Origin of the sequence: Enterovirga aerilata (genome assembly GCF_013044135.1) — a bacterium.
GTDB classification, from domain to species: Bacteria; Pseudomonadota; Alphaproteobacteria; order Rhizobiales; family Beijerinckiaceae; genus Enterovirga; species Enterovirga aerilata.
The window spans coordinates 319448-336115 of sequence record NZ_JABEPP010000005.1 but is presented as its reverse complement, the minus strand read 5'-3'; the positions used below and the strand labels follow the sequence as shown (position 1 = coordinate 336115).

The following is a 16668-nucleotide window of genomic DNA, read 5'->3' as shown; positions in this document are numbered from 1 at the left end:
GCGGAGCGGGTTCGGGATGTCGGCTTTCAAGGAACTGGTCTTTTCCGGCGTGCAGCCGACCGGAAACCTGCATCTCGGCAACTATCTCGGGGCGATCCGGCGCTTCGTGGCGCTGCAGGAGACGTACGACTGCATCTATTGCGTCGTGGACATGCATGCGATCACGGCCGAGCTCTACCAGCCCGACCTCAAGAACCAGATCCGGGAGGTCACGGCGGCCTTCATCGCGGCCGGCATTGACCCGAAGAAGCAGATCATCTTCAACCAGAGCCAGGTCTCCGGCCATGCGGAGCTCGCCTGGATCTTCAACTGCGTCGCGCGGATCGGCTGGATGAACCGTATGACGCAGTTCAAGGAGAAGGCCGGCAAGGATCGCGAGAACGCCTCGCTCGGACTTTACGCCTACCCGACCCTGATGGCGGCGGACATTCTGCTCTACCGCGCGACGCACGTCCCGGTCGGCGAGGACCAGAAGCAGCATCTGGAACTCACGCGCGACGTCGCGCAGAAGTTCAACAACGACTTCGCGGCTCCGATCGCCGAGCGGGGCCACGAGGACGGCTTCTTCCCGCTCACCGAGCCGCTGATCGGCGGTCCCGCGGCGCGCGTGATGTCGCTGCGCGACGGGTCGAAGAAGATGTCGAAGTCGGACCCGTCCGACTTCTCCCGCATCAACCTGACGGACGACGCCGACGCGATCGCGCAGAAGATCCGCAAGGCGAAGACCGATCCGGAGCCGCTTCCTTCCGAGGAGGCCGGGCTCGCGGGCCGGCCGGAGGCCGAGAACCTCGTCGGCATCTACGCCGCCTTGTCCGACCGGACGAAGGCGGAGGTGCTCCGCGATTTCGGCAATGCCCAGTTCTCCGCCTTCAAGGCCGCGCTCGTCGACCTCTCGGTCGAGAAGCTCGGCCCGATCGGGGCGGAGATGAAGCGGCTGAAGGCGGATGCGGCCTATATCGATTCCGTGCTCGATGAGGGCTCGGGGCGCGCCCGCGCTATCGCCGACCGGACGATGGCCGAGGTCAAGGACATCGTCGGCTTCGTCCGGAGCTGAGCCGGAAGCTGCCAAGCTTGCCGGTTTCGACGCGCTCCGGCATCCTCTCCCCGCGGCGGAGCTGACCTCAAAGCATGATCGGCGCGACCAGGCGGTCCTTCGAGGCGGGCCACCGGCCCAAGTTCCTCGTCATCGTCGACGATACGCCCGAATGCAGCCGCGCCATCCGGTTCGCGGCCCGCCGCTGCGCCCGGACCGGCGCCAATCTCGTGATGCTCGCCATCGTCGACCCTCCGGACAATTTCGAGTGGCTCGGGGTGGGGGAGGCGCTGCGGGCCGAGGCGGAGGAGGAGGCCGCCGGGCGGCTGGAAGAGGCGGCGTCGCTCGCGACGGCCGCCTCGCCGGGGCTCGAGCCCGAGCGGCTGATCAGGGTCGGCGAGAAGGACGAGTCCATCCTGCACCTGATCGAGGAGGATCAGGACATTTCGTTCCTGGTCCTCGCCTCCGGGGTTGGCAGTTCCGGCCCCGGACCGCTCGTCTCCAGCATCGCCGGGCGGATGTCCGGAACGTTCCCGGTTCCCATCGTCATCGTGCCGGGCGACCTTGCGGACGAGGCGATCGACGCCCTGGCCGGATGACCGCGCGGCATTGCGGCCCCGCCTCGGACGATCCACATCCCGGCAAGCGATGTGCTAGAGCCGCGGCAACGCGCGAATTCGAGGCGACGATGTTCATCCAGACCGAAGCCACGCCGAACCCGGCGACCCTGAAGTTCCTGCCCGGCAGGGTGGTGATGCCGGAGGGCACCTTCGACGCTCAGGACGAGGCTTCCGCGGCCGCCTCGCCCCTCGCCTCCCGGTTGCTTGCGATGCCGGAGGTGTCCGGGGTCTATCTCGGCCACGACTTCATCAGCGTCACCAAGCGCGAGGGCGAGTGGCAGCACCTCAAGCCCGCCATCCTGGGCGCCATCATGGAGCACTTCGTCTCCGGCGCTCCGGTCGTGCATGCGGGTGCCGTCATCTCGGGCAATTCCGACGAGGAGTTCTTCGATCCCGCCGATGCGGAGACCGTGGAGAACATCAAGGAGTTGATCGAGACGCGCGTCCGTCCGGCGGTGGCCGGCGACGGCGGCGACATCACCTTCCGGGGCTTCAAGGACGGCGTCGTCTATCTCAACATGCGCGGCGCCTGCTCGGGCTGCCCATCTTCGACGGCCACGCTCAAGCATGGCATCCAGAACCTGCTGCGCCATTTCCTCCCGGAGGTGCGGGAGGTCGAAGCGGTCCAGGCCTGACGCCCAGGGGTGCGCATCCTCGCCATCGATACGGCGCTCGGCCAATGTGCGGTGGGTGTCCTGGACAGGGGCGCCGTCGCGCCGCTCGCCTCCGAGACGATCGCCATGGAGCGCGGCCATGCCGAGGCGCTCCTGCCGATGCTCGACCGGGTGATCTCGCGCGTCGAGGGCCGCTTCGCGTCCCTGAGCAAGGTCGCGGTCACGGTCGGGCCGGGTAGCTTCACGGGCCTGCGGATCGGCATCTCGGCCGCGCGCGCGGTCGGGCTCGCGGCTGGGATCCCGGTCGTGGGGGTGACGACCCTGTCGGCCCTGATGGCGCCGCTCATCGCCTATCCGCGCCAGCGGCTCGTCGTCGCCGCGATCGATGCGCGCGGCGGGCGCGTCTACGCCCAGGCGATCGCGCCGAACGGCCGAACGATCATCCCGCCCTCCATCCTGACGGTGCGCGAGATCGTGCGCTCCCTCGGCTCGAGCGGGGTTCTCCTCGTGGGCTCCGGGGCCTCCGCGATCGCCGCCGAGGCCTGGGCCGTCGGGCTCGACGTCCGGGTCCACGACGCGCCGCCGGTGCCCGAGATCGCCTGGGTGGCGCGGCTGGGCGCGGTCGCCCGTCCGGAGCACGCCCTGCCGAAGCCCCTCTATCTGGCTCCGCCCGACGCGCGACCGCAGGACGGGGCGCGCCTCCCGCACCAGTGAGCCTCCTCGACCGTTTCGGCCTCGCCCGTTCGACGGCCAGGGTGGGGCCGCTCGGACCCCGGCATGCGCTCCGGCTTGCCGAGATCCACGCGGCCGCCTTCGCGAGGCCCTGGACCGCGGAGGAGTTCGACGGCTTCCTGCTCGACCGCTCCGTCCGGATCGACGGGCTGTTCCTCGGCCGCGATCCGCAGCCGGCGGGTTTCGTCCTGTCGCGCATGACTCTCGACGAGGCGGAGATCCTGAGCGTGGCGCTTGCTCGCTGGGCGCGCGGCCGCGGCGAGGCCCGGCGACTCCTGCTGCATCACCTGCAGGCTCTCGCCCATGCGGGGGTTCGGGACGTCCATCTCGAGGTCGAGGAGGGGAACGACCCCGCCCTCGCGCTCTATCGCCGCCTTGGCTTCGTGCAGACCGGGCACCGGCCCGGCTATTATGCGCGGCCGGACGGCACCCGCGCCTCCGCGCTCTCCATGACCCTTCGGCTCGCCCCCGAGGAGGCCGGCTCCGTCCCATGACCCGCGTCGGGATCGCGGCCCGGGTCAGCATCCTGGCCGCTGTGTTCGCCCTGCTTGCACCGGTGCAGATCGTGGCCGGGCGGCGCGGCGCGCGCATCGCGCACCGCCTGCCTGTCCACTTTCACCGGCTCTTCCTGCGGCTGTTCGACATCCGGGTCACGGTCGAGGGCGCGCCGCCGGAGCACGGTCATCCGACGCTCGTTCTGGCCAACCACGTTTCCTGGCTCGACATCCCGGTGATGGCGAGCCTGCTGCCGCTCTCCTTCATCGCCAAGCAGGAGATCGCGGACTGGCCGGTCTTCGGCTTCTGCGCTCGTCTGCAGCGCTGCATCTTCCTCGACCGCACCCGCAAGGCCGCCACTGCCGAGGTGAACGCCGAGGTCGCCGAGCGCCTCGCCGGGGGAGACGCCATCGTGCTTTTCCCGGAGGGCACGACGGGCGACGGCAACCGGCTCCTGCCGTTCCGCTCCTCCCTCGTCGGGGCAGCGCGCGCGGCGCTCGCCGAATCCGCTCACGAGGAGATTCGGCTGCAGCCGCTCGCCATCTCGTATCTCAGGCGCAACGGCCTGCCCGTGACGCGGCGCGAGATGCCGGAGATCGCCTGGTACGGCGACATGGAGTTGCCGCCGCATTTTCTCGCCTATGCCAGGGGCGGTCCGCTGGACGTGGTCGTGTCCTGGGGCAAACCGATCCCGTTCGGTCGCGAAACGGACCGAAAGCGCGCGACGGCGCTCGCCGAAGCCGAGGTCCGGCAGGCGCTCAGGGCGGCGGCCGCCCGAAGCTGGCGCGTGCCGAATGTGCTCGTGCGCACTCAAGACGAGACCGTACCATCCTAGAGCTGATCCCGGAGGAATTCGGGATGAACGAGTTACGGCCGGGTACGGGACCCGACGGCTTTCCCCGCCAGGCGGAAAACCGGGATGGCAAGATGGAGCTCGGACGCTCCTCGTGGACGGTCGAACTCGTCCTGTCAGGCATGGCGCTGATCCTGCCTGCGCTCGCCTTCCTGGCGGTAGCTCTCGTGTTCTACCCGCCGGCCGCACGGGCCATGGCCCCGGTCGCGCTTGGTCTCACCTCGGTCGGAATCGGCCTCGTTCTGATCGGCATGGTCGTCCGGCCCCGCTAGGGCGTTCGCGGGACGCTATTCTCTTGCCGGCCGGGAAGCCCTATTAAGCGTTGTCCCCAGGCTGCAGGAACGCTCCCGCCAGTGAAGAAGGCCTTCATCAAGTCTTACGGCTGCCAGATGAACGTCTACGATTCGGGCCGCATGGCCGATGTCGTGGCCCAACATGGCTATGCCGAGACCGGGACCGCCGAGGACGCCGATCTCGTCATCCTCAATACCTGCCACATCCGCGAGAAGGCGGCCGAGAAGGTCTATTCCGAGCTCGGCCGCCTGCGCGCCCTGAAGCGCGAGCGGGCGGAGGCGGGGCAGGATACGACCATCGTGGTGGCCGGCTGCGTCGCCCAGGCGGAAGGCCGCGAGATCATCCGGCGGGCGCCGGTCGTGGACGCCGTCGTCGGTCCCGGCAGCTACCACCGGCTGCCGGACCTGATCCGGAACGCGCAGGCGCGGCAGAAGGGCGTCGACGCCGAGTTTGACCAGGTCGAGAAATTCGCCCTCCTGCCGAAGCCGGATGCGGCCCGGATCCGTGGCCGCGGGATCTCCGCCTTCGTGACGGTTCAGGAGGGCTGCGACAAGTTCTGCTCCTTCTGCGTCGTGCCCTATACGCGCGGAGCGGAACTCTCCCGGCCCGTCGCGGCGATTCTCGACGAGACGCGCGCTCTGATCGAGGGCGGAATCCGCGAGATCACGCTTATCGGGCAGAACGTGAACGCCTATCACGGCGAAGGGCCGGACGGCGCCGCCTGGTCGCTCGCCCGCCTGATCCGGGCCGTCGCCGAGATGCCCGGCATCCGCCGCATCCGCTACACGACGAGCCATCCCCGCGACATGGCCGAGGATCTCCTCGCGGCGCATGCCGAGGTCCCGGCGCTCATGCCGTACCTGCATCTTCCCGTTCAGGCGGGTTCCGACCGCATCTTGAAGGCCATGAACCGTCGCCATGGCGCCGACGAGTACCGGCGGCTGGTCGACCGCATCCGGGCGGCGCGGCCGGACATCGCCCTCTCGTCCGACTTCATCGTCGGCTTCCCGGGCGAGACGGAGGCCGAGTTCGAGGAGACGGTCCGGCTCGCAGCCGAGATCGGCTTCGCATCCTCGTTCTCGTTCAAGTACAGCCCGCGGCCGGGAACCCCCGCGGCCGAGATCGCCGCCCAACTTCCGGACGAGGTCAAGGACGCGCGCCTGGTCCGCCTCCAGGCGCAGCTCGAGGCGGACCGGCAGGCCTTCAACCGCGCCACAATCGGGCGCGTGCTGGACGTGCTGATCGAGAAGGCAGGCCGCCATCCGGGACAGATGACCGGCAAGACCCCATATCTCCAGCAGGTTCAGGTGAACGGCTGCGAGGCCGCGCCGGGCGACATGGTCGCCGTCAGGATCACCGGGACGGCGACCAACAGCCTCTTCGCCGAACCGGTGGACCCGGGCCGGACGGGCGCCCCGCTGGTTGCGGCCGCGTGAGGCAGCCCGTCGAGAAGTCCGCGCCGGCCCTCCGGCACCAGGGCAGGGGAGAGAGCTTGGAGCGCATCGAGCCGACCATGGATCCGTTCCCCGGCGTGACGGAGGACGCGGAGATCGCGCTCACCTTCGACGACAACCGCCTCGCGGGGCTCGTCTTCGGCCATTACGACCAGAACCTGGCGCATATGGAGCGGCGGCTCGGGGTTGTGCTGAACGCCCTCGGCAACCGCGTCGTGGTGAAAGGGCCGCCCGATTCCGCCGGCCGCGCCCGCGTCGTGCTGGAGCGCCTCTACGACCGGGTCCGCCGGGAGGGTGCGCTGACGCTGGGCGACGTCGACGGCCTGATCCAGGAGAGCGCGCTTCAGGGCAGCCTGTTTCCCGCGGTGGACAGCGCCTCGGGCGGTCATCCCGCCTTCGAGCAGATCGCCACCCGCAAGCGCGGGCCCGTGCGGGCCCGCAACGCCGCGCAGGACGCCTATCTGCGGGCACTGCGCCAGAACGAGCTCGTCTTCGCGGAAGGGCCGGCCGGGACGGGGAAGACCTGGCTCGCCGTGGGCTACGCCGTCTCGCTTCTGGAGAGCGGCAAGGCGGACAAGCTCGTGCTCTCGCGTCCCGCCGTCGAGGCCGGGGAGCGGCTTGGCTTTCTGCCGGGCGACATGCGCGACAAGGTCGATCCCTATCTCAGGCCCATCTACGACGCGCTCTACGACTTCATGGAAACGCGCCATGTCGAGCGGGCGCTGCAGACCGGCATCATCGAGATTGCCCCGCTCGCCTTCATGCGCGGGCGCACGCTGACGAATTCAGTCGTGCTACTCGACGAGGCGCAGAACACGACCACCATGCAGATGAAGATGTTCCTGACGCGCCTCGGTGAGGGCTCGCGCATGATCATCAACGGCGACCCGTCGCAGATCGATTTGCCGCCGGGCCAGCGCTCGGGCCTGATCGACGCGGTGCGCATCCTCGAGGGCGTGGAGGGGATCGCGCGCGTCACCTTCAGGGAAGGCGACGTGGTCCGGCACGACCTCGTGCGGCGGATCGTGGCCGCCTACGAGGCTGCCTTCGCGCAAAGCCAAGCCCGCGAGGAGCGCACCAGGTGATCGCGCTCGACGTCGAGATCGAAGCGGAGGCCTGGTCCGCGATCACGGGAGTGGAATGGCTCGCGACCCGGGCCGCGCAGGCCGCGCTTGCGGCCGCACGTCTCGGGGAGGACGAGGATCTCGAGGCGACGCTGCTTCTCACCGACGATGCCTCCGTCCGCGAGCTGAACCGGCAATGGCGCGGGCAGGATAAGCCGACCAATGTGCTGTCCTTTCCGGCCGAGATGGCCTCCCCTCCCGGGGAGCCCCGCCATCTTGGCGACATCGCGCTCGCCTACGAGACCGTGGCGCGCGAGGCGGAGGCGGAGGGCAAGCCCCTCCCGAATCACATGGCCCATCTGGTGGTTCACGGCCTTCTTCACCTCCTCGGGCATGACCACGAGACGGATCCGGAGGCCGAGCGCATGGAGCGCGCGGAGGTGCTCGCGCTGGAGGCGCTCGGGATTCCGGATCCCTATCGCGAGCCCTCCGGCCGAGCAGACCTGACGAGACGATGAGCGACGAACGTAGGGACGAGCGGTGGAGTCCCGAGAGCGAGCCGCGCGAGAGCTGGCTCGAGCGCCTGATGCAGCGCTTCAATCTCCGGCCGCGCGAATCCGTCCGGGAGGAGCTGGAGGAGGTCCTTGCCGAGGCGACGGAAGAGGCCGAGCTCACGCCGCAGGAGCGCATCCTGCTCACGAATGCGCTCGCCTTCCACAAGGTGCGGGTCAGCGATGTCATGGTGCCCCGCGCCGATATCCTGGCGGCGGCCTACAGCGCGACGCTCGGCGAGCTCATGGCCCTCTTCCGGGCAGCCGGCCATTCGCGTTTGCCGGTCTACGGCTCGTCCCTCGATGAGCCGCTCGGCATGGTCCACATCCGCGACCTTCTTGATTTCATCGCCGCCCATGGCGCGACGGAGCCGAGCGAGCCGGACCAGCCGCCGAAGGTCGCGAGCCTTGCCGGCGTCGATCTCTCGCTCACCATCGACCAGGCGAAGCTGAAGCGGGACGTGCTCTTCGTGCCGGGCTCCATGCCGGCGCTCGACCTCCTCGCCCGTATGCAGGCTTCCCGCACCCACATGGCGCTTGTCATCGACGAATATGGCGGGACGGACGGGCTCGTCACGATCGAGGACCTGCTCGAGACCGTGGTCGGCGACATCGAGGACGAGCACGACGTCGCAACCGACATGATCGTTCGGGAAGAGCGGGGCGACATCGTGGCGGATGCCCGCGCGACGCTCGACGAGGTCTCGGAGGCGATAGGCCAGAACCTCTCGGCCGCGGACGACGTCGACGACGTCCATACGCTTGGCGGCCTGGTGGTCACCCGTGCCGGCCGCGTCCCAAGGCGGGGCGAGGTGATCGAGGGTCCGGACGGCTTCTCCTTCGAGGTCCTGGACGCGGATCCGCGGCGACTGAAGCGAATCCGCATCCGCCGTCCGGCTTCTCCGGATGACATCGAGGCGGATCGCTGGACGGCGGGCCTGCGCCGCAGTCACGGCTGATGCGGGCGATTGCCGACCGGATGGTCCTTGCGGAAGGCTGGGGCCGCGGCGGGATCGCGTTCGCAGCCGGCGCGCTGGGCGCGCTCGCGATGCCGCCCTTCGGCTTGTGGCCTGCGCTCGCCGTCTCCCTCTCCATCGCCGTGTGGCTGATAGATGGCTCGGGAGCCGCGAGCCGCTGGGCCTCGCTCCGGCGCGCGGCCGCGATCGGGTGGGTGTGGGGCTTCGGCTACTTCCTCGCGGGCCTGTGGTGGATCGGGGCGGCCTTCCTGGTCCAGGCCGACGTCTTCGCCTGGCTGATGCCCTTCGGCGTGCTCGGCCTGCCGGCGCTGCTGGCGGTTTTTCCCGCCGTCGGTTTCGGGATAGCCCGGCTTCTCTGGTCGCCGACGGGCTGGCGTCTGTTCGCCTTCGCGTTCGGCGTGACGGTCGCCGAATGGCTGCGCGGACACGCCTTCACGGGCTTTCCCTGGAACACGCTCGGAATGGCTTTGGGCCAGAACCTCTGGCTGATGCAGAGCGCCTCGCTCGTCGGGCTCTACGGCCTGACTGCGATTGCGGTGGTCCTCCTGTCGACCCCGGCGCTGCTCGGGACCGGCGAGGGCCGGGCCGGCCGCCTCGCTCCGGTTCTCGCGGCCGCCCTGGCCCTGGCGTCGATGGCAGGATACGGCGCCTGGCGCCTCTCGGGTCCGGCTCCCGCCCCGGTCGCAGGCGTGAAGCTTCGGATCGTGCAGCCGAATCTGGCGCAGGACGCCAAGTTCCACGCCGGCAACGGGCCCGCGATCCTGCGCAGGTATCTGGAACTCAGCGACCGCGCGACCTCGCCCGAGACGACCGGTCTTGCGGATGCCACCCACATCATCTGGCCTGAATCGGCCTTCCCGTTCCTGCTCCACCGCGAGCCCGCCGCGCTCGCCATGATCGCGGATTCCCTGCCGCGCGGGGGCGTGCTCGTCACCGGCGCGGCGCGCAGCACCGGGGAAGGGCAGGAAACGCGCTACTACAATTCCATCCAGGCCGTCGGCGACACGGGAGCGGTCCTCGCAAGCTACGACAAGGTCCACCTGGTCCCCTTTGGCGAATACGTGCCGGACTTTCTGGAGCACTCGCTGCGGGCGATCGGAATCCGCGAATTCGTCGCCATCCCGGGCGGCTTCACGGCGGGCGAGCGTCATACCGCCTTCGCGGTTCCGGGTCTGCCGCCCGTCGCGGGCAGCGTCTGCTACGAGGCGATCTTCCCCGGCGAGACCATGCCGCCAGGGCCCCGCCCGGGACTCATCCTGAACGTCACCAACGACGGCTGGTTCGGCGACACGCCAGGCCCGCGGCAGCATTTCGCCCAGGCACGTCTCCGCGCGGTCGAACGGGGTATCCCCTTGGTCCGCGCGGCCAATACCGGCATCTCGGCGGTGGTCGATCCCTACGGCCGCATCCTTGCCTCGCTGCCGGTCGGACGCGAGGGCGTCATCGATACGGCGCTTCCGGGCGTTGCAAACGTCACGGTTTTCGACGATGTCGGAAACACAGTCCTTCTCGGACTGTGTTTCACGTTGTTCCTGGTCGCCGTCGCCGGCCCGCGCCGCCGCTCACGCTAGAGGCGGCCACGCGCGACCGATCTGCGAGCGCAACCGCGAGTAAAGGGTGCTGTCGGGGATGGTCAAAGCGCCGAACGACGTTGACAGGCAGGTCGGCAGCCGGGTCCGCATGCGCCGGATGCTCATTGGAATGAGTCAAGAAAAACTGGGCGATGCGCTCGGTCTTACCTTCCAGCAGGTCCAGAAATACGAAAAGGGCACGAATCGCATCAGCGCGAGCCGGCTGCAGCAGATCGCGCAGGTGCTGGGCGTGTCGATCGACTTCCTGTATGGCGAGGCCGGCAAGACCGAGGCGCAGGCTTCGGGTTTCGCCGAGGACGGGGCGACGGGCTACGATGCCGAGCTCCTCACCTCCGACAGCCTGAAGCTCCTGCGTGCCTATCGGGAGATCAAGGACAGGAAAGTGCGGCGCCGTCTGGTCGAACTGGCACAGGCCCTGGCGGAGCGTGGCCGCGAAGAGGCGGATTAGGCCGCAGTCATCTCTTGTGTCAGACGAGACGCCGCGGTGTTCGGCATAAAGAACGCGTTCGCTTGACCGTTCCCGGCCTGGAATGCGAGAAGCCCGGGCTTAAGCCGGCGATATCCGTCTGGCTCCCAACGACATGCGCCCGGGGGCGACAAGCGTGACACGCGCCAATTATCTCTTCACCAGCGAGTCCGTCTCGGAAGGCCATCCGGACAAGGTCTGCGACCGCATCTCGGACGAGGTGGTGGACGCGTTCTTCCGCGCAGGAGCTGCCGAAGGTCTCGATCCCTGGGGCATCCGCGCCGCCTGCGAGACCCTGGCCACGACGAATCGCGTCGTCATCGCGGGGGAGTACCGCGGCCCGGCCAGCGTCGACGAGGCGGTGATCACCGACCTGACCCGCAAGGCGATCAGGGATATCGGCTACGAGCAGGACGGCTTCCACTGGGAGAATGCCCAAGTCGAGGTCCTGCTGCATGGCCAGTCGGCCGACATCGCCCAGGGCGTGGATGCCGCCGGCAACAAGGACGAGGGCGCGGGCGACCAGGGCATCATGTTCGGCTATGCCTGTCGCGAGACTCCCGAGCTGATGCCGGCGCCGATCTTCTACGCGCATAAGATCCTTCGGGATCTCTCGACGGCCCGCAAGTCCGGCCAGGGGCCCGCGGCCGCGCTCGGACCGGACGCGAAGAGCCAGGTCACGGTGAAATACGAGGGCGGAAAGCCGGTCGGCGTCACGCAGATCGTGCTCTCGACCCAGCATCTCGACCCGAACCTCTCCTCAGAGGACGTGCGCGAGATCGTCGAGCCGTTCATCCGCAACGCGTTGCCGGAAGGGTGGATCTCGAAGGAGACCGTCTGGCACGTGAACCCGACGGGCAAGTTCGTGATCGGCGGCCCCGACGGCGATTGCGGGCTCACGGGCCGCAAGATCATCGTCGACACCTATGGGGGAGCGGCTCCGCATGGCGGGGGCGCCTTCTCGGGCAAGGATCCCACCAAGGTCGACCGCTCTGCGGCTTACGCCGCCCGCTATCTGGCAAAGAACGTCGTCGAGGCGGGCCTTGCCGATCGCTGCACCATCCAGCTTTCCTACGCGATCGGGGTGGCGAAGCCGCTGTCGATCTATGCCGACCTGACCGGCGGGCAGGTCGATCCGGCGAAGCTCGAGAACACGCTCATGGAGATCATGGATCTCTCGCCGCGCGGCATCCGCTCGCATCTCGACCTGAACAAGCCGATCTACGCGCGCACCTCGGCTTACGGTCATTTCGGCCGCTCGCCGGACGAGGAGGGCGGGTTCTCCTGGGAGCGCACGGACCTCGCGGCCGAACTGCGCTCGGCGCTGTCCTGATCCCGGCTAGGCGATGACGGCCGGGCCGGAGGCGCCCGGCTCCTTCTTCGGGCGCCGGAAAGGGAAGGCGCTCCGCCCCGGCCAGGCGGACCGGATCGCGCGGCTCCTGCCTCAGCTGCGGGTCCCGGTGGGGTTGGAGCCCGGATCGCTCGACCCGCGCGAGCTCTTCCCGGCCCAGCCCGCGGAGATATGGCTCGAGAGCGGCTTCGGCGGCGGCGAGCACCTCGCGCACCAGGCCCGCTGTAACCCCGAGGTGGGCTTCATCGGGGTCGAGCCGTTCGTGAACGGCGTCGCCAAGCTCCTCGGCGTGGTCGCTGCGGAGGGCCTTACAAATATCCGCGTCTGGGATGAGGACGCGACGCAGCTTCTTCCGGCCCTGCTCCCCTGTTCGGTCGACCGGGTCTATATCCTGTACCCGGACCCGTGGCCGAAGCGGCGGCAGCGCAAACGGCGCTTCGTCTCCGATGAGAACCTGGCGCTTCTCGCCCGGGTGATGAAGCCGGGCGCGGAGCTCCGCTTCGCGACCGACATCGATGATTATGCCGGCTGGGCGCTGGCACGGGTTTTCCGCTCGCCGGACTTCGTCTGGACGGCCGAGCGGCCGCAGGATTGGCGCCTGCCATGGCCTGACTGGCCTGGGACCCGCTACGAAGAGAAGGCCCGGCGCGAGGGGCGCATCTCCAGCTATCTCACGTTCCGTCGGGTCTGAGCGCGTTCCGCACGGCCCGGAGCCCCGCGCCGTGATCCGCATGGGCGAGGGCCTGGAGCGCGCGCCGCGCCGCCGACGCCGAGATGGCGTCGAAAGTGGGCTCGAGCGGGCGTGCCGAAGGCTCCGGCAGGAGCGGATCGCGCATCCCGACGAGTGCCCGGACGGTTCTCCACGACCAGTTGTTCGCCTTGCCGATCACGAGCAGCATCTCGTCGTCACGCTCGCGGAACACGCGCTCGACCGTGGGGATCGGAAGAACGGCGAGCAATGAAATGACGGCGATCGCCTCCGCAGCCTGATCCTTGCGCGCGAAGGCCACGATGTCGGCCTCCGAGACCGGGCGCTTCTCGCTCATGGCTCGAAGCGCCTTCTGCGCACGGGCGTAATCGAGCCCCGCGGGAGCCGGCGCCGGACACGGCGCGGCCGGTCGCGTCTTCGGGGGCTCGAGGCTTATCGCCAGCCGGGCCTTCGCCGCCTCCCGGGCGATGGCCACGAGGCGCTGCATGTCCTGGTCCGTGAGATCGTCGCGGGATCCGAGGATGTCCTGCAAGGCCTCGTCTCCGCGCGAGCGGTCGAGGAGCTCGGACTTGCCGAGCGGCGAAAAGCGGGCGCCGGCATTCGCGGCAATCGCGCGCCAGACCTTGTCGTCCCCATGAGTGATGAGGATGTCGGTTACGAGTTCCGAGACGTGCCGTCGTTCGCAGATGGCCGTCATGTGCTGGCTGCCGCGTGTGACGGCGATCTCGACCAGATCCTGATCGCTGAGCTGCGAGGAGCGCGACAGGATCGGCTGGGCGACGACGATGTCCTCGTCGAAGGCGAGCGTGCGTGTCACGTTCGGCGGCGCGTTGACGAGGTCGGCGAGACGCTCGGCGAGGTCGGCCCTTGCGGCTGCGGGCACCTGGGGGGTGAAGCAGCCGAGAACATGGTCGAACAGCGCTATCTGCTCGCCGTCGAGCCTGTCGGCGTCGCGCGCGAGAAGGTCGGTGATTTTCGCGAGCGTGCGCTCGCGCGCGGGCCCCGACCGTTGCGCGATCGTTCCTTCCACGTCCGCGATGAGGTTCGCCGCGCCTGTCACCCCGAGACGTTAGCCGCGAGTTCCTCACCATCGCGTTAGCCTTCTCGGAACGGGTCTGTGGACGATGGAGGTCCCGCTTTGAACCGCCGGACTCGCCCGGTCTATAGTCGTCCCAGGGTGATTCGCGCCGCCAAGCGAGCTTCGGGCTCGATGATCTCGGCCGTCATGCGCCCGGAACTCGGACCATATGCCTAATTTACTTTACGATCCTGCGCGCTCCGAACATCCGCTCGACGTTGTCGAGCGGCTGGCCTCGATCAAGGAGTGGAGCTTCGACCGCGCCGAGATGGACGAGATGTCCGTCTCCGTCTCGGGCCGCTGGGCCGAGTATCACGTCGCCTATACCTGGATCGAGAACGTGGAGGCGCTGCACGTCGCCTGTGCGTTCGACCTGAAGGTCCCAGACCGGCGCCGCGGCGAGGTGCTGCAGCTCATCTCCATGGCGAACGAGCAGCTCTGGGTCGGCCATTTCGATCTCTGGACCTCCGAGAACGTGGTGATGTTCCGCCACGCGCTGCTGCTCGCCGGCGGCGCCGAGCCGACCCACGGTCAGTGCGAGATCCTGCTGAAGGCCGCCGTCGACGCCTGCGAGCGCTACTACCAAGCCTTCCAGTTCGTGCTCTGGGCCGGCAAGAGCGCCAAGGAGGCGATCGAGGGCGTGCTCTTCGTAACCGAAGGGGAAGCCTGAGCTTCGCCGCAAGTCCTGCTTGATCCGCTCGGCGCTTGATGCGAACCGGAGCGCATGAGCTCCGGAACGGATCGCCAGGCCGATCTTCCCCATTCCCTCCTGCTCGTCGGCGCGGGCAAGATGGGCGGGGCCATGCTCGAGGGCTGGCTGGCCAAGGGTCTGGACCCGGCCAGAGTGACGGTCCTGGATCCGAACCCTTCGCCGGCGCTGCTCGACTTCGCGGGAACCGCCGGGCTCCGGCTCAATCCGGACAAGGCCGGCCTCGCGCCGCCCGAAGTGCTGGTGCTCGGCATCAAGCCCCAGGCGCTCGCCGAAGCCGCGCCCGATATCGCGCCCTTCGCCGGGCCCGAGACGCTGGTCATCTCCATCCTGGCGGGCAAGACGGTCGGGGACCTGTCGCGCGCCTTGCCGCAGGCGGGTGCGATCGTCCGCGCCATGCCGAATCTGCCGGCCTCGATCGGCAGCGGGGCGACCGGCGCCTATGCCAGCCCGGCAGCCACGCCGCGGCAGCGGGAGCTGACTCAGGCCCTCCTCTCGGCCGTAGGCACGGTCGAGTGGATCGAGCGCGAAGAGCTCATCGATGCCGTCACGGCGCTGTCGGGCTCCGGTCCGGCTTACGTGTTCCACCTCGTCGAATGCCTGTCCTCGGCTGGGCGCGAGGTCGGGCTCGACCCCGAGGTCGCCGAGCGGCTCGCGCGCCAAACCGTGATCGGCGCGGCCGAGCTACTTGCCGGCTCGGGGCTCGATCCCGCCGTGCTGCGCCGGAACGTCACCTCTCCAGGCGGAACCACCGCGGCCGCCCTTGACATACTGATGGCGGAAGATGGGCTTGGCGCGCTCATGCGGCGGGCCGTCGAAGCGGCCAAGCGCCGCGCGGCCGAGCTGTCGGGCTGACCCGCGGGTTAAGCTAGGCAGACCGGCTTTGGTACACTGAGCCGATTGCGAGGGAGCAGATCGACATGTCCGACCCGATGCAGCCCAACGCCACCGGTTCCGCTTTCGCGACCGCCGCAGCGGCCGCCAGTGCCTCGCCACCGGTCCAGCCACAGGGCGGGAACAAGCGCGAGCAGGTCGTCGAGGCGCTGATGCGGCTCGCGGCCGAGCAGCCCTGGGATGACATCGAGCTGGTCGACATCGCCCGGGAGGCCGGCCTTTCGCTGTCCGAGATGCGCGACCTCTTCCCGTCGAAGGGCGCGATCCTGGAGGGCTTCACCCGGATGATCGACAAGAAGGTCATCGACGGGACCACCGAGGACCTGGCGGGCGAGCCTGCGCGCGAGCGCGTCTTCGACGTCTTCATGCGCCGCCTCGATGCCATGGCGCCCTACAAGCGGGCGCTCCGCCGGATCGCCTACGCGATGCGCTCGGACCCGCTCTCGATGGCGGCGCTGAACCGCTCGGCTCTGAACTCGATGCGCTACATGCTGGCGGCTGCCGGCGTACCGACGGAAGGACCGCTCGGCTTCGTGAAGCTGCAGGGGAGCGTGATCGCGCTCGCCAACGTCATGGAGACGTGGTTCGACGACGACGATGTCGCGCAGGCGCGGACCATGGCGCGGCTCGACCGCGAACTCACGCGAGGAGAGCGCCTACTCGAACGCGCCGACGACGTCCGCCGGCTCACGGCGCCGCTGCGGGCGATCGGCCAGGCGCTGTTCGACGGCGGTCGGCGGATGCGCCGCCGGGGCGAGCGCGACCGGCGAGACGGCGAGATCGAGGGGGAGGCCCGCGATCCCGCGGCCGCGATCTGATCGGGCATGGCTGGCACCGAGCGTCCCGGCCCGATCGGGTTCGACGATTTCCTCAAGGTCGACATCCGGGTCGGGAGGATCGTGAAGGCAGAGCCCTTCCCGGAGGCACGCAAGCCCGCGCTCAAGCTCCTGATCGATCTCGGTCCGGAGATCGGGGAGAAGAAGTCCTCCGCCCAGATCACGCGCCATTACCGGCCCGACGACCTTGTCGGGCGGCAGGTTCTGTGCGTCGTCAACTTCCCGCCGCGCCAGATCGGCCCGATGCGGTCCGAGGTGCTCACGCTCGGCGTTCCCGGCCTCGATGGCGACGTCATTCTCATCGGGCCGGACCAGGAGGTTCCGCTCGGCGGCCGCCTGTTCTGAT

General features: G+C 69.1%; 20 protein-coding genes. 19 read left to right on the top strand and 1 reads right to left on the bottom strand.

Going from position 1 to position 16668, the window contains the following annotated elements; translation table 11 throughout:
• Positions 1 to 16: 16 nt before the first annotated feature.
• From trpS to trmB, 15 genes are all read left to right on the top strand, one after another.
• The gene (gene trpS / locus HJG44_RS18790) at positions 17 to 1054 is read left to right on the top strand and encodes a tryptophan--tRNA ligase (protein WP_171219848.1); all 1038 of its coding nucleotides are present in this window, start codon (positions 17 to 19) and stop codon (positions 1052 to 1054) included.
• Between the two features lie 74 nt (positions 1055 to 1128).
• Positions 1129 to 1632: a universal stress protein gene (locus HJG44_RS18785; protein ID WP_171219847.1), complete on the top strand. Its 504-nt coding sequence runs from the start codon at positions 1129 to 1131 to the stop codon at positions 1630 to 1632.
• An 89-nt stretch (positions 1633 to 1721) separates the two neighbouring features.
• Positions 1722 to 2288 (top strand): NifU family protein, encoded by a 567-nt coding sequence (locus HJG44_RS18780; protein ID WP_171219846.1) that lies wholly within the window; start codon positions 1722 to 1724, stop codon positions 2286 to 2288.
• A 9-nt stretch (positions 2289 to 2297) separates the two neighbouring features.
• The gene (gene tsaB, locus HJG44_RS18775; protein ID WP_171219845.1) at positions 2298 to 2981 is read left to right on the top strand and encodes a tRNA (adenosine(37)-N6)-threonylcarbamoyltransferase complex dimerization subunit type 1 TsaB; all 684 of its coding nucleotides are present in this window, start codon (positions 2298 to 2300) and stop codon (positions 2979 to 2981) included.
• Positions 2978 to 3493 (top strand): GNAT family N-acetyltransferase, encoded by a 516-nt coding sequence (locus tag HJG44_RS24070; RefSeq protein WP_171219844.1) that lies wholly within the window; start codon positions 2978 to 2980, stop codon positions 3491 to 3493. Before tsaB ends, HJG44_RS24070 begins: the two co-directional genes overlap by 4 nt.
• Positions 3490 to 4329, top strand: coding sequence for a lyso-ornithine lipid O-acyltransferase (gene olsA / locus HJG44_RS18765; RefSeq protein ID WP_171219843.1), 840 nt, complete (start codon positions 3490 to 3492; stop codon positions 4327 to 4329). The genes HJG44_RS24070 and olsA overlap by 4 nt, the downstream gene beginning before the upstream one ends.
• A 23-nt stretch (positions 4330 to 4352) precedes the next feature.
• A complete protein-coding gene (locus tag HJG44_RS18760; protein WP_171219842.1) occupies positions 4353 to 4619 on the top strand; it encodes a hypothetical protein in 267 nt (88 codons plus the stop codon).
• 81 nt (positions 4620 to 4700) lie between these two features.
• Entirely contained in the window at positions 4701 to 6077 is a 1377-nt protein-coding gene (gene miaB / locus HJG44_RS18755) for a tRNA (N6-isopentenyl adenosine(37)-C2)-methylthiotransferase MiaB (RefSeq protein WP_171219841.1), read from the top strand.
• Positions 6078 to 6154: 77 nt separating this feature from the next.
• A complete protein-coding gene (locus tag HJG44_RS18750; RefSeq protein WP_171220000.1) occupies positions 6155 to 7180 on the top strand; it encodes a PhoH family protein in 1026 nt (341 codons plus the stop codon).
• On the top strand, positions 7177 to 7677 hold the full coding sequence (ybeY, locus tag HJG44_RS18745) for an rRNA maturation RNase YbeY (RefSeq protein ID WP_171219840.1): 501 nt from the start codon (positions 7177 to 7179) through the stop codon (positions 7675 to 7677). The genes HJG44_RS18750 and ybeY overlap by 4 nt, the downstream gene beginning before the upstream one ends.
• The gene (locus HJG44_RS18740; protein WP_171219839.1) at positions 7674 to 8669 is read left to right on the top strand and encodes a hemolysin family protein; all 996 of its coding nucleotides are present in this window, start codon (positions 7674 to 7676) and stop codon (positions 8667 to 8669) included. Before ybeY ends, HJG44_RS18740 begins: the two co-directional genes overlap by 4 nt.
• Entirely contained in the window at positions 8669 to 10258 is a 1590-nt protein-coding gene (gene lnt, locus HJG44_RS18735; RefSeq protein WP_171219838.1) for an apolipoprotein N-acyltransferase, read from the top strand. Before HJG44_RS18740 ends, lnt begins: the two co-directional genes overlap by 1 nt.
• Positions 10259 to 10316: 58 nt before the next feature.
• Positions 10317 to 10727 (top strand): helix-turn-helix domain-containing protein, encoded by a 411-nt coding sequence (locus tag HJG44_RS18730; protein ID WP_171219999.1) that lies wholly within the window; start codon positions 10317 to 10319, stop codon positions 10725 to 10727.
• Positions 10728 to 10881: 154 nt separating this feature from the next.
• Positions 10882 to 12078, top strand: coding sequence for a methionine adenosyltransferase (gene metK / locus HJG44_RS18725; RefSeq protein ID WP_171219837.1), 1197 nt, complete (start codon positions 10882 to 10884; stop codon positions 12076 to 12078).
• A gap of 13 nt (positions 12079 to 12091) precedes the next feature.
• A complete protein-coding gene (gene trmB, locus HJG44_RS18720) occupies positions 12092 to 12787 on the top strand; it encodes a tRNA (guanine(46)-N(7))-methyltransferase TrmB (RefSeq protein WP_171219836.1) in 696 nt (231 codons plus the stop codon).
• Here trmB and HJG44_RS18715 read toward each other — a convergent pair.
• Positions 12768 to 13865 carry a DUF2336 domain-containing protein gene (locus HJG44_RS18715; RefSeq protein ID WP_171219835.1) on the bottom strand — a complete coding sequence of 366 codons (1098 nt, stop codon included), beginning with the start codon at positions 13863 to 13865 and terminating at the stop codon, positions 12768 to 12770. The two genes, trmB and HJG44_RS18715, sit on opposite strands and share 20 nt — an antisense overlap.
• Positions 13866 to 14052: 187 nt before the next feature.
• On the opposite strand from HJG44_RS18715, the gene HJG44_RS18710 reads away from it, so the two are divergent.
• From HJG44_RS18710 to HJG44_RS18695, 4 genes are all read left to right on the top strand, one after another.
• Complete coding sequence (locus tag HJG44_RS18710) at positions 14053 to 14553, top strand: type III secretion system chaperone family protein (protein WP_171219834.1); 501 nt, start codon at positions 14053 to 14055, stop codon at positions 14551 to 14553.
• 54 nt (positions 14554 to 14607) lie between these two features.
• Positions 14608 to 15447, top strand: a complete 840-nt coding sequence (gene proC, locus HJG44_RS18705) for a pyrroline-5-carboxylate reductase (protein WP_171219833.1) — start codon at positions 14608 to 14610, stop codon at positions 15445 to 15447.
• A 65-nt stretch (positions 15448 to 15512) separates the two neighbouring features.
• A complete protein-coding gene (locus HJG44_RS18700; protein WP_246736351.1) occupies positions 15513 to 16304 on the top strand; it encodes a TetR/AcrR family transcriptional regulator in 792 nt (263 codons plus the stop codon).
• 6 nt (positions 16305 to 16310) lie between these two features.
• Positions 16311 to 16667, top strand: coding sequence for a tRNA-binding protein (locus tag HJG44_RS18695; protein ID WP_171219832.1), 357 nt, complete (start codon positions 16311 to 16313; stop codon positions 16665 to 16667).
• The last annotated feature ends 1 nt before the right edge of the window (position 16668 follow it).

What these genes read in the sequence shown, in the direction of transcription:
- trpS (WP_171219848.1), top strand. Translation starts at nt 17, where the DNA reads ATGTCGGCTTTCAAGGAACTGGTCTTTTCCGGCGTGCAGCCGACCGGA.
- HJG44_RS18785 (WP_171219847.1), top strand. Translation starts at nt 1,129, where the DNA reads ATGATCGGCGCGACCAGGCGGTCCTTCGAGGCGGGCCACCGGCCCAAG.
- HJG44_RS18780 (WP_171219846.1), top strand. Translation starts at nt 1,722, where the DNA reads ATGTTCATCCAGACCGAAGCCACGCCGAACCCGGCGACCCTGAAGTTC.
- olsA (WP_171219843.1), top strand. Translation starts at nt 3,490, where the DNA reads ATGACCCGCGTCGGGATCGCGGCCCGGGTCAGCATCCTGGCCGCTGTG.
- HJG44_RS18760 (WP_171219842.1), top strand. Translation starts at nt 4,353, where the DNA reads ATGAACGAGTTACGGCCGGGTACGGGACCCGACGGCTTTCCCCGCCAG.
- HJG44_RS18750 (WP_171220000.1), top strand. Translation starts at nt 6,155, where the DNA reads ATGGATCCGTTCCCCGGCGTGACGGAGGACGCGGAGATCGCGCTCACC.
- HJG44_RS18740 (WP_171219839.1), top strand. Translation starts at nt 7,674, where the DNA reads ATGAGCGACGAACGTAGGGACGAGCGGTGGAGTCCCGAGAGCGAGCCG.
- lnt (WP_171219838.1), top strand. Translation starts at nt 8,669, where the DNA reads ATGCGGGCGATTGCCGACCGGATGGTCCTTGCGGAAGGCTGGGGCCGC.
- HJG44_RS18730 (WP_171219999.1), top strand. Translation starts at nt 10,317, where the DNA reads ATGGTCAAAGCGCCGAACGACGTTGACAGGCAGGTCGGCAGCCGGGTC.
- trmB (WP_171219836.1), top strand. Translation starts at nt 12,092, where the DNA reads ATGACGGCCGGGCCGGAGGCGCCCGGCTCCTTCTTCGGGCGCCGGAAA.
- HJG44_RS18710 (WP_171219834.1), top strand. Translation starts at nt 14,053, where the DNA reads ATGCCTAATTTACTTTACGATCCTGCGCGCTCCGAACATCCGCTCGAC.
- proC (WP_171219833.1), top strand. Translation starts at nt 14,608, where the DNA reads ATGAGCTCCGGAACGGATCGCCAGGCCGATCTTCCCCATTCCCTCCTG.
- HJG44_RS18700 (WP_246736351.1), top strand. Translation starts at nt 15,513, where the DNA reads ATGTCCGACCCGATGCAGCCCAACGCCACCGGTTCCGCTTTCGCGACC.
- HJG44_RS18695 (WP_171219832.1), top strand. Translation starts at nt 16,311, where the DNA reads ATGGCTGGCACCGAGCGTCCCGGCCCGATCGGGTTCGACGATTTCCTC.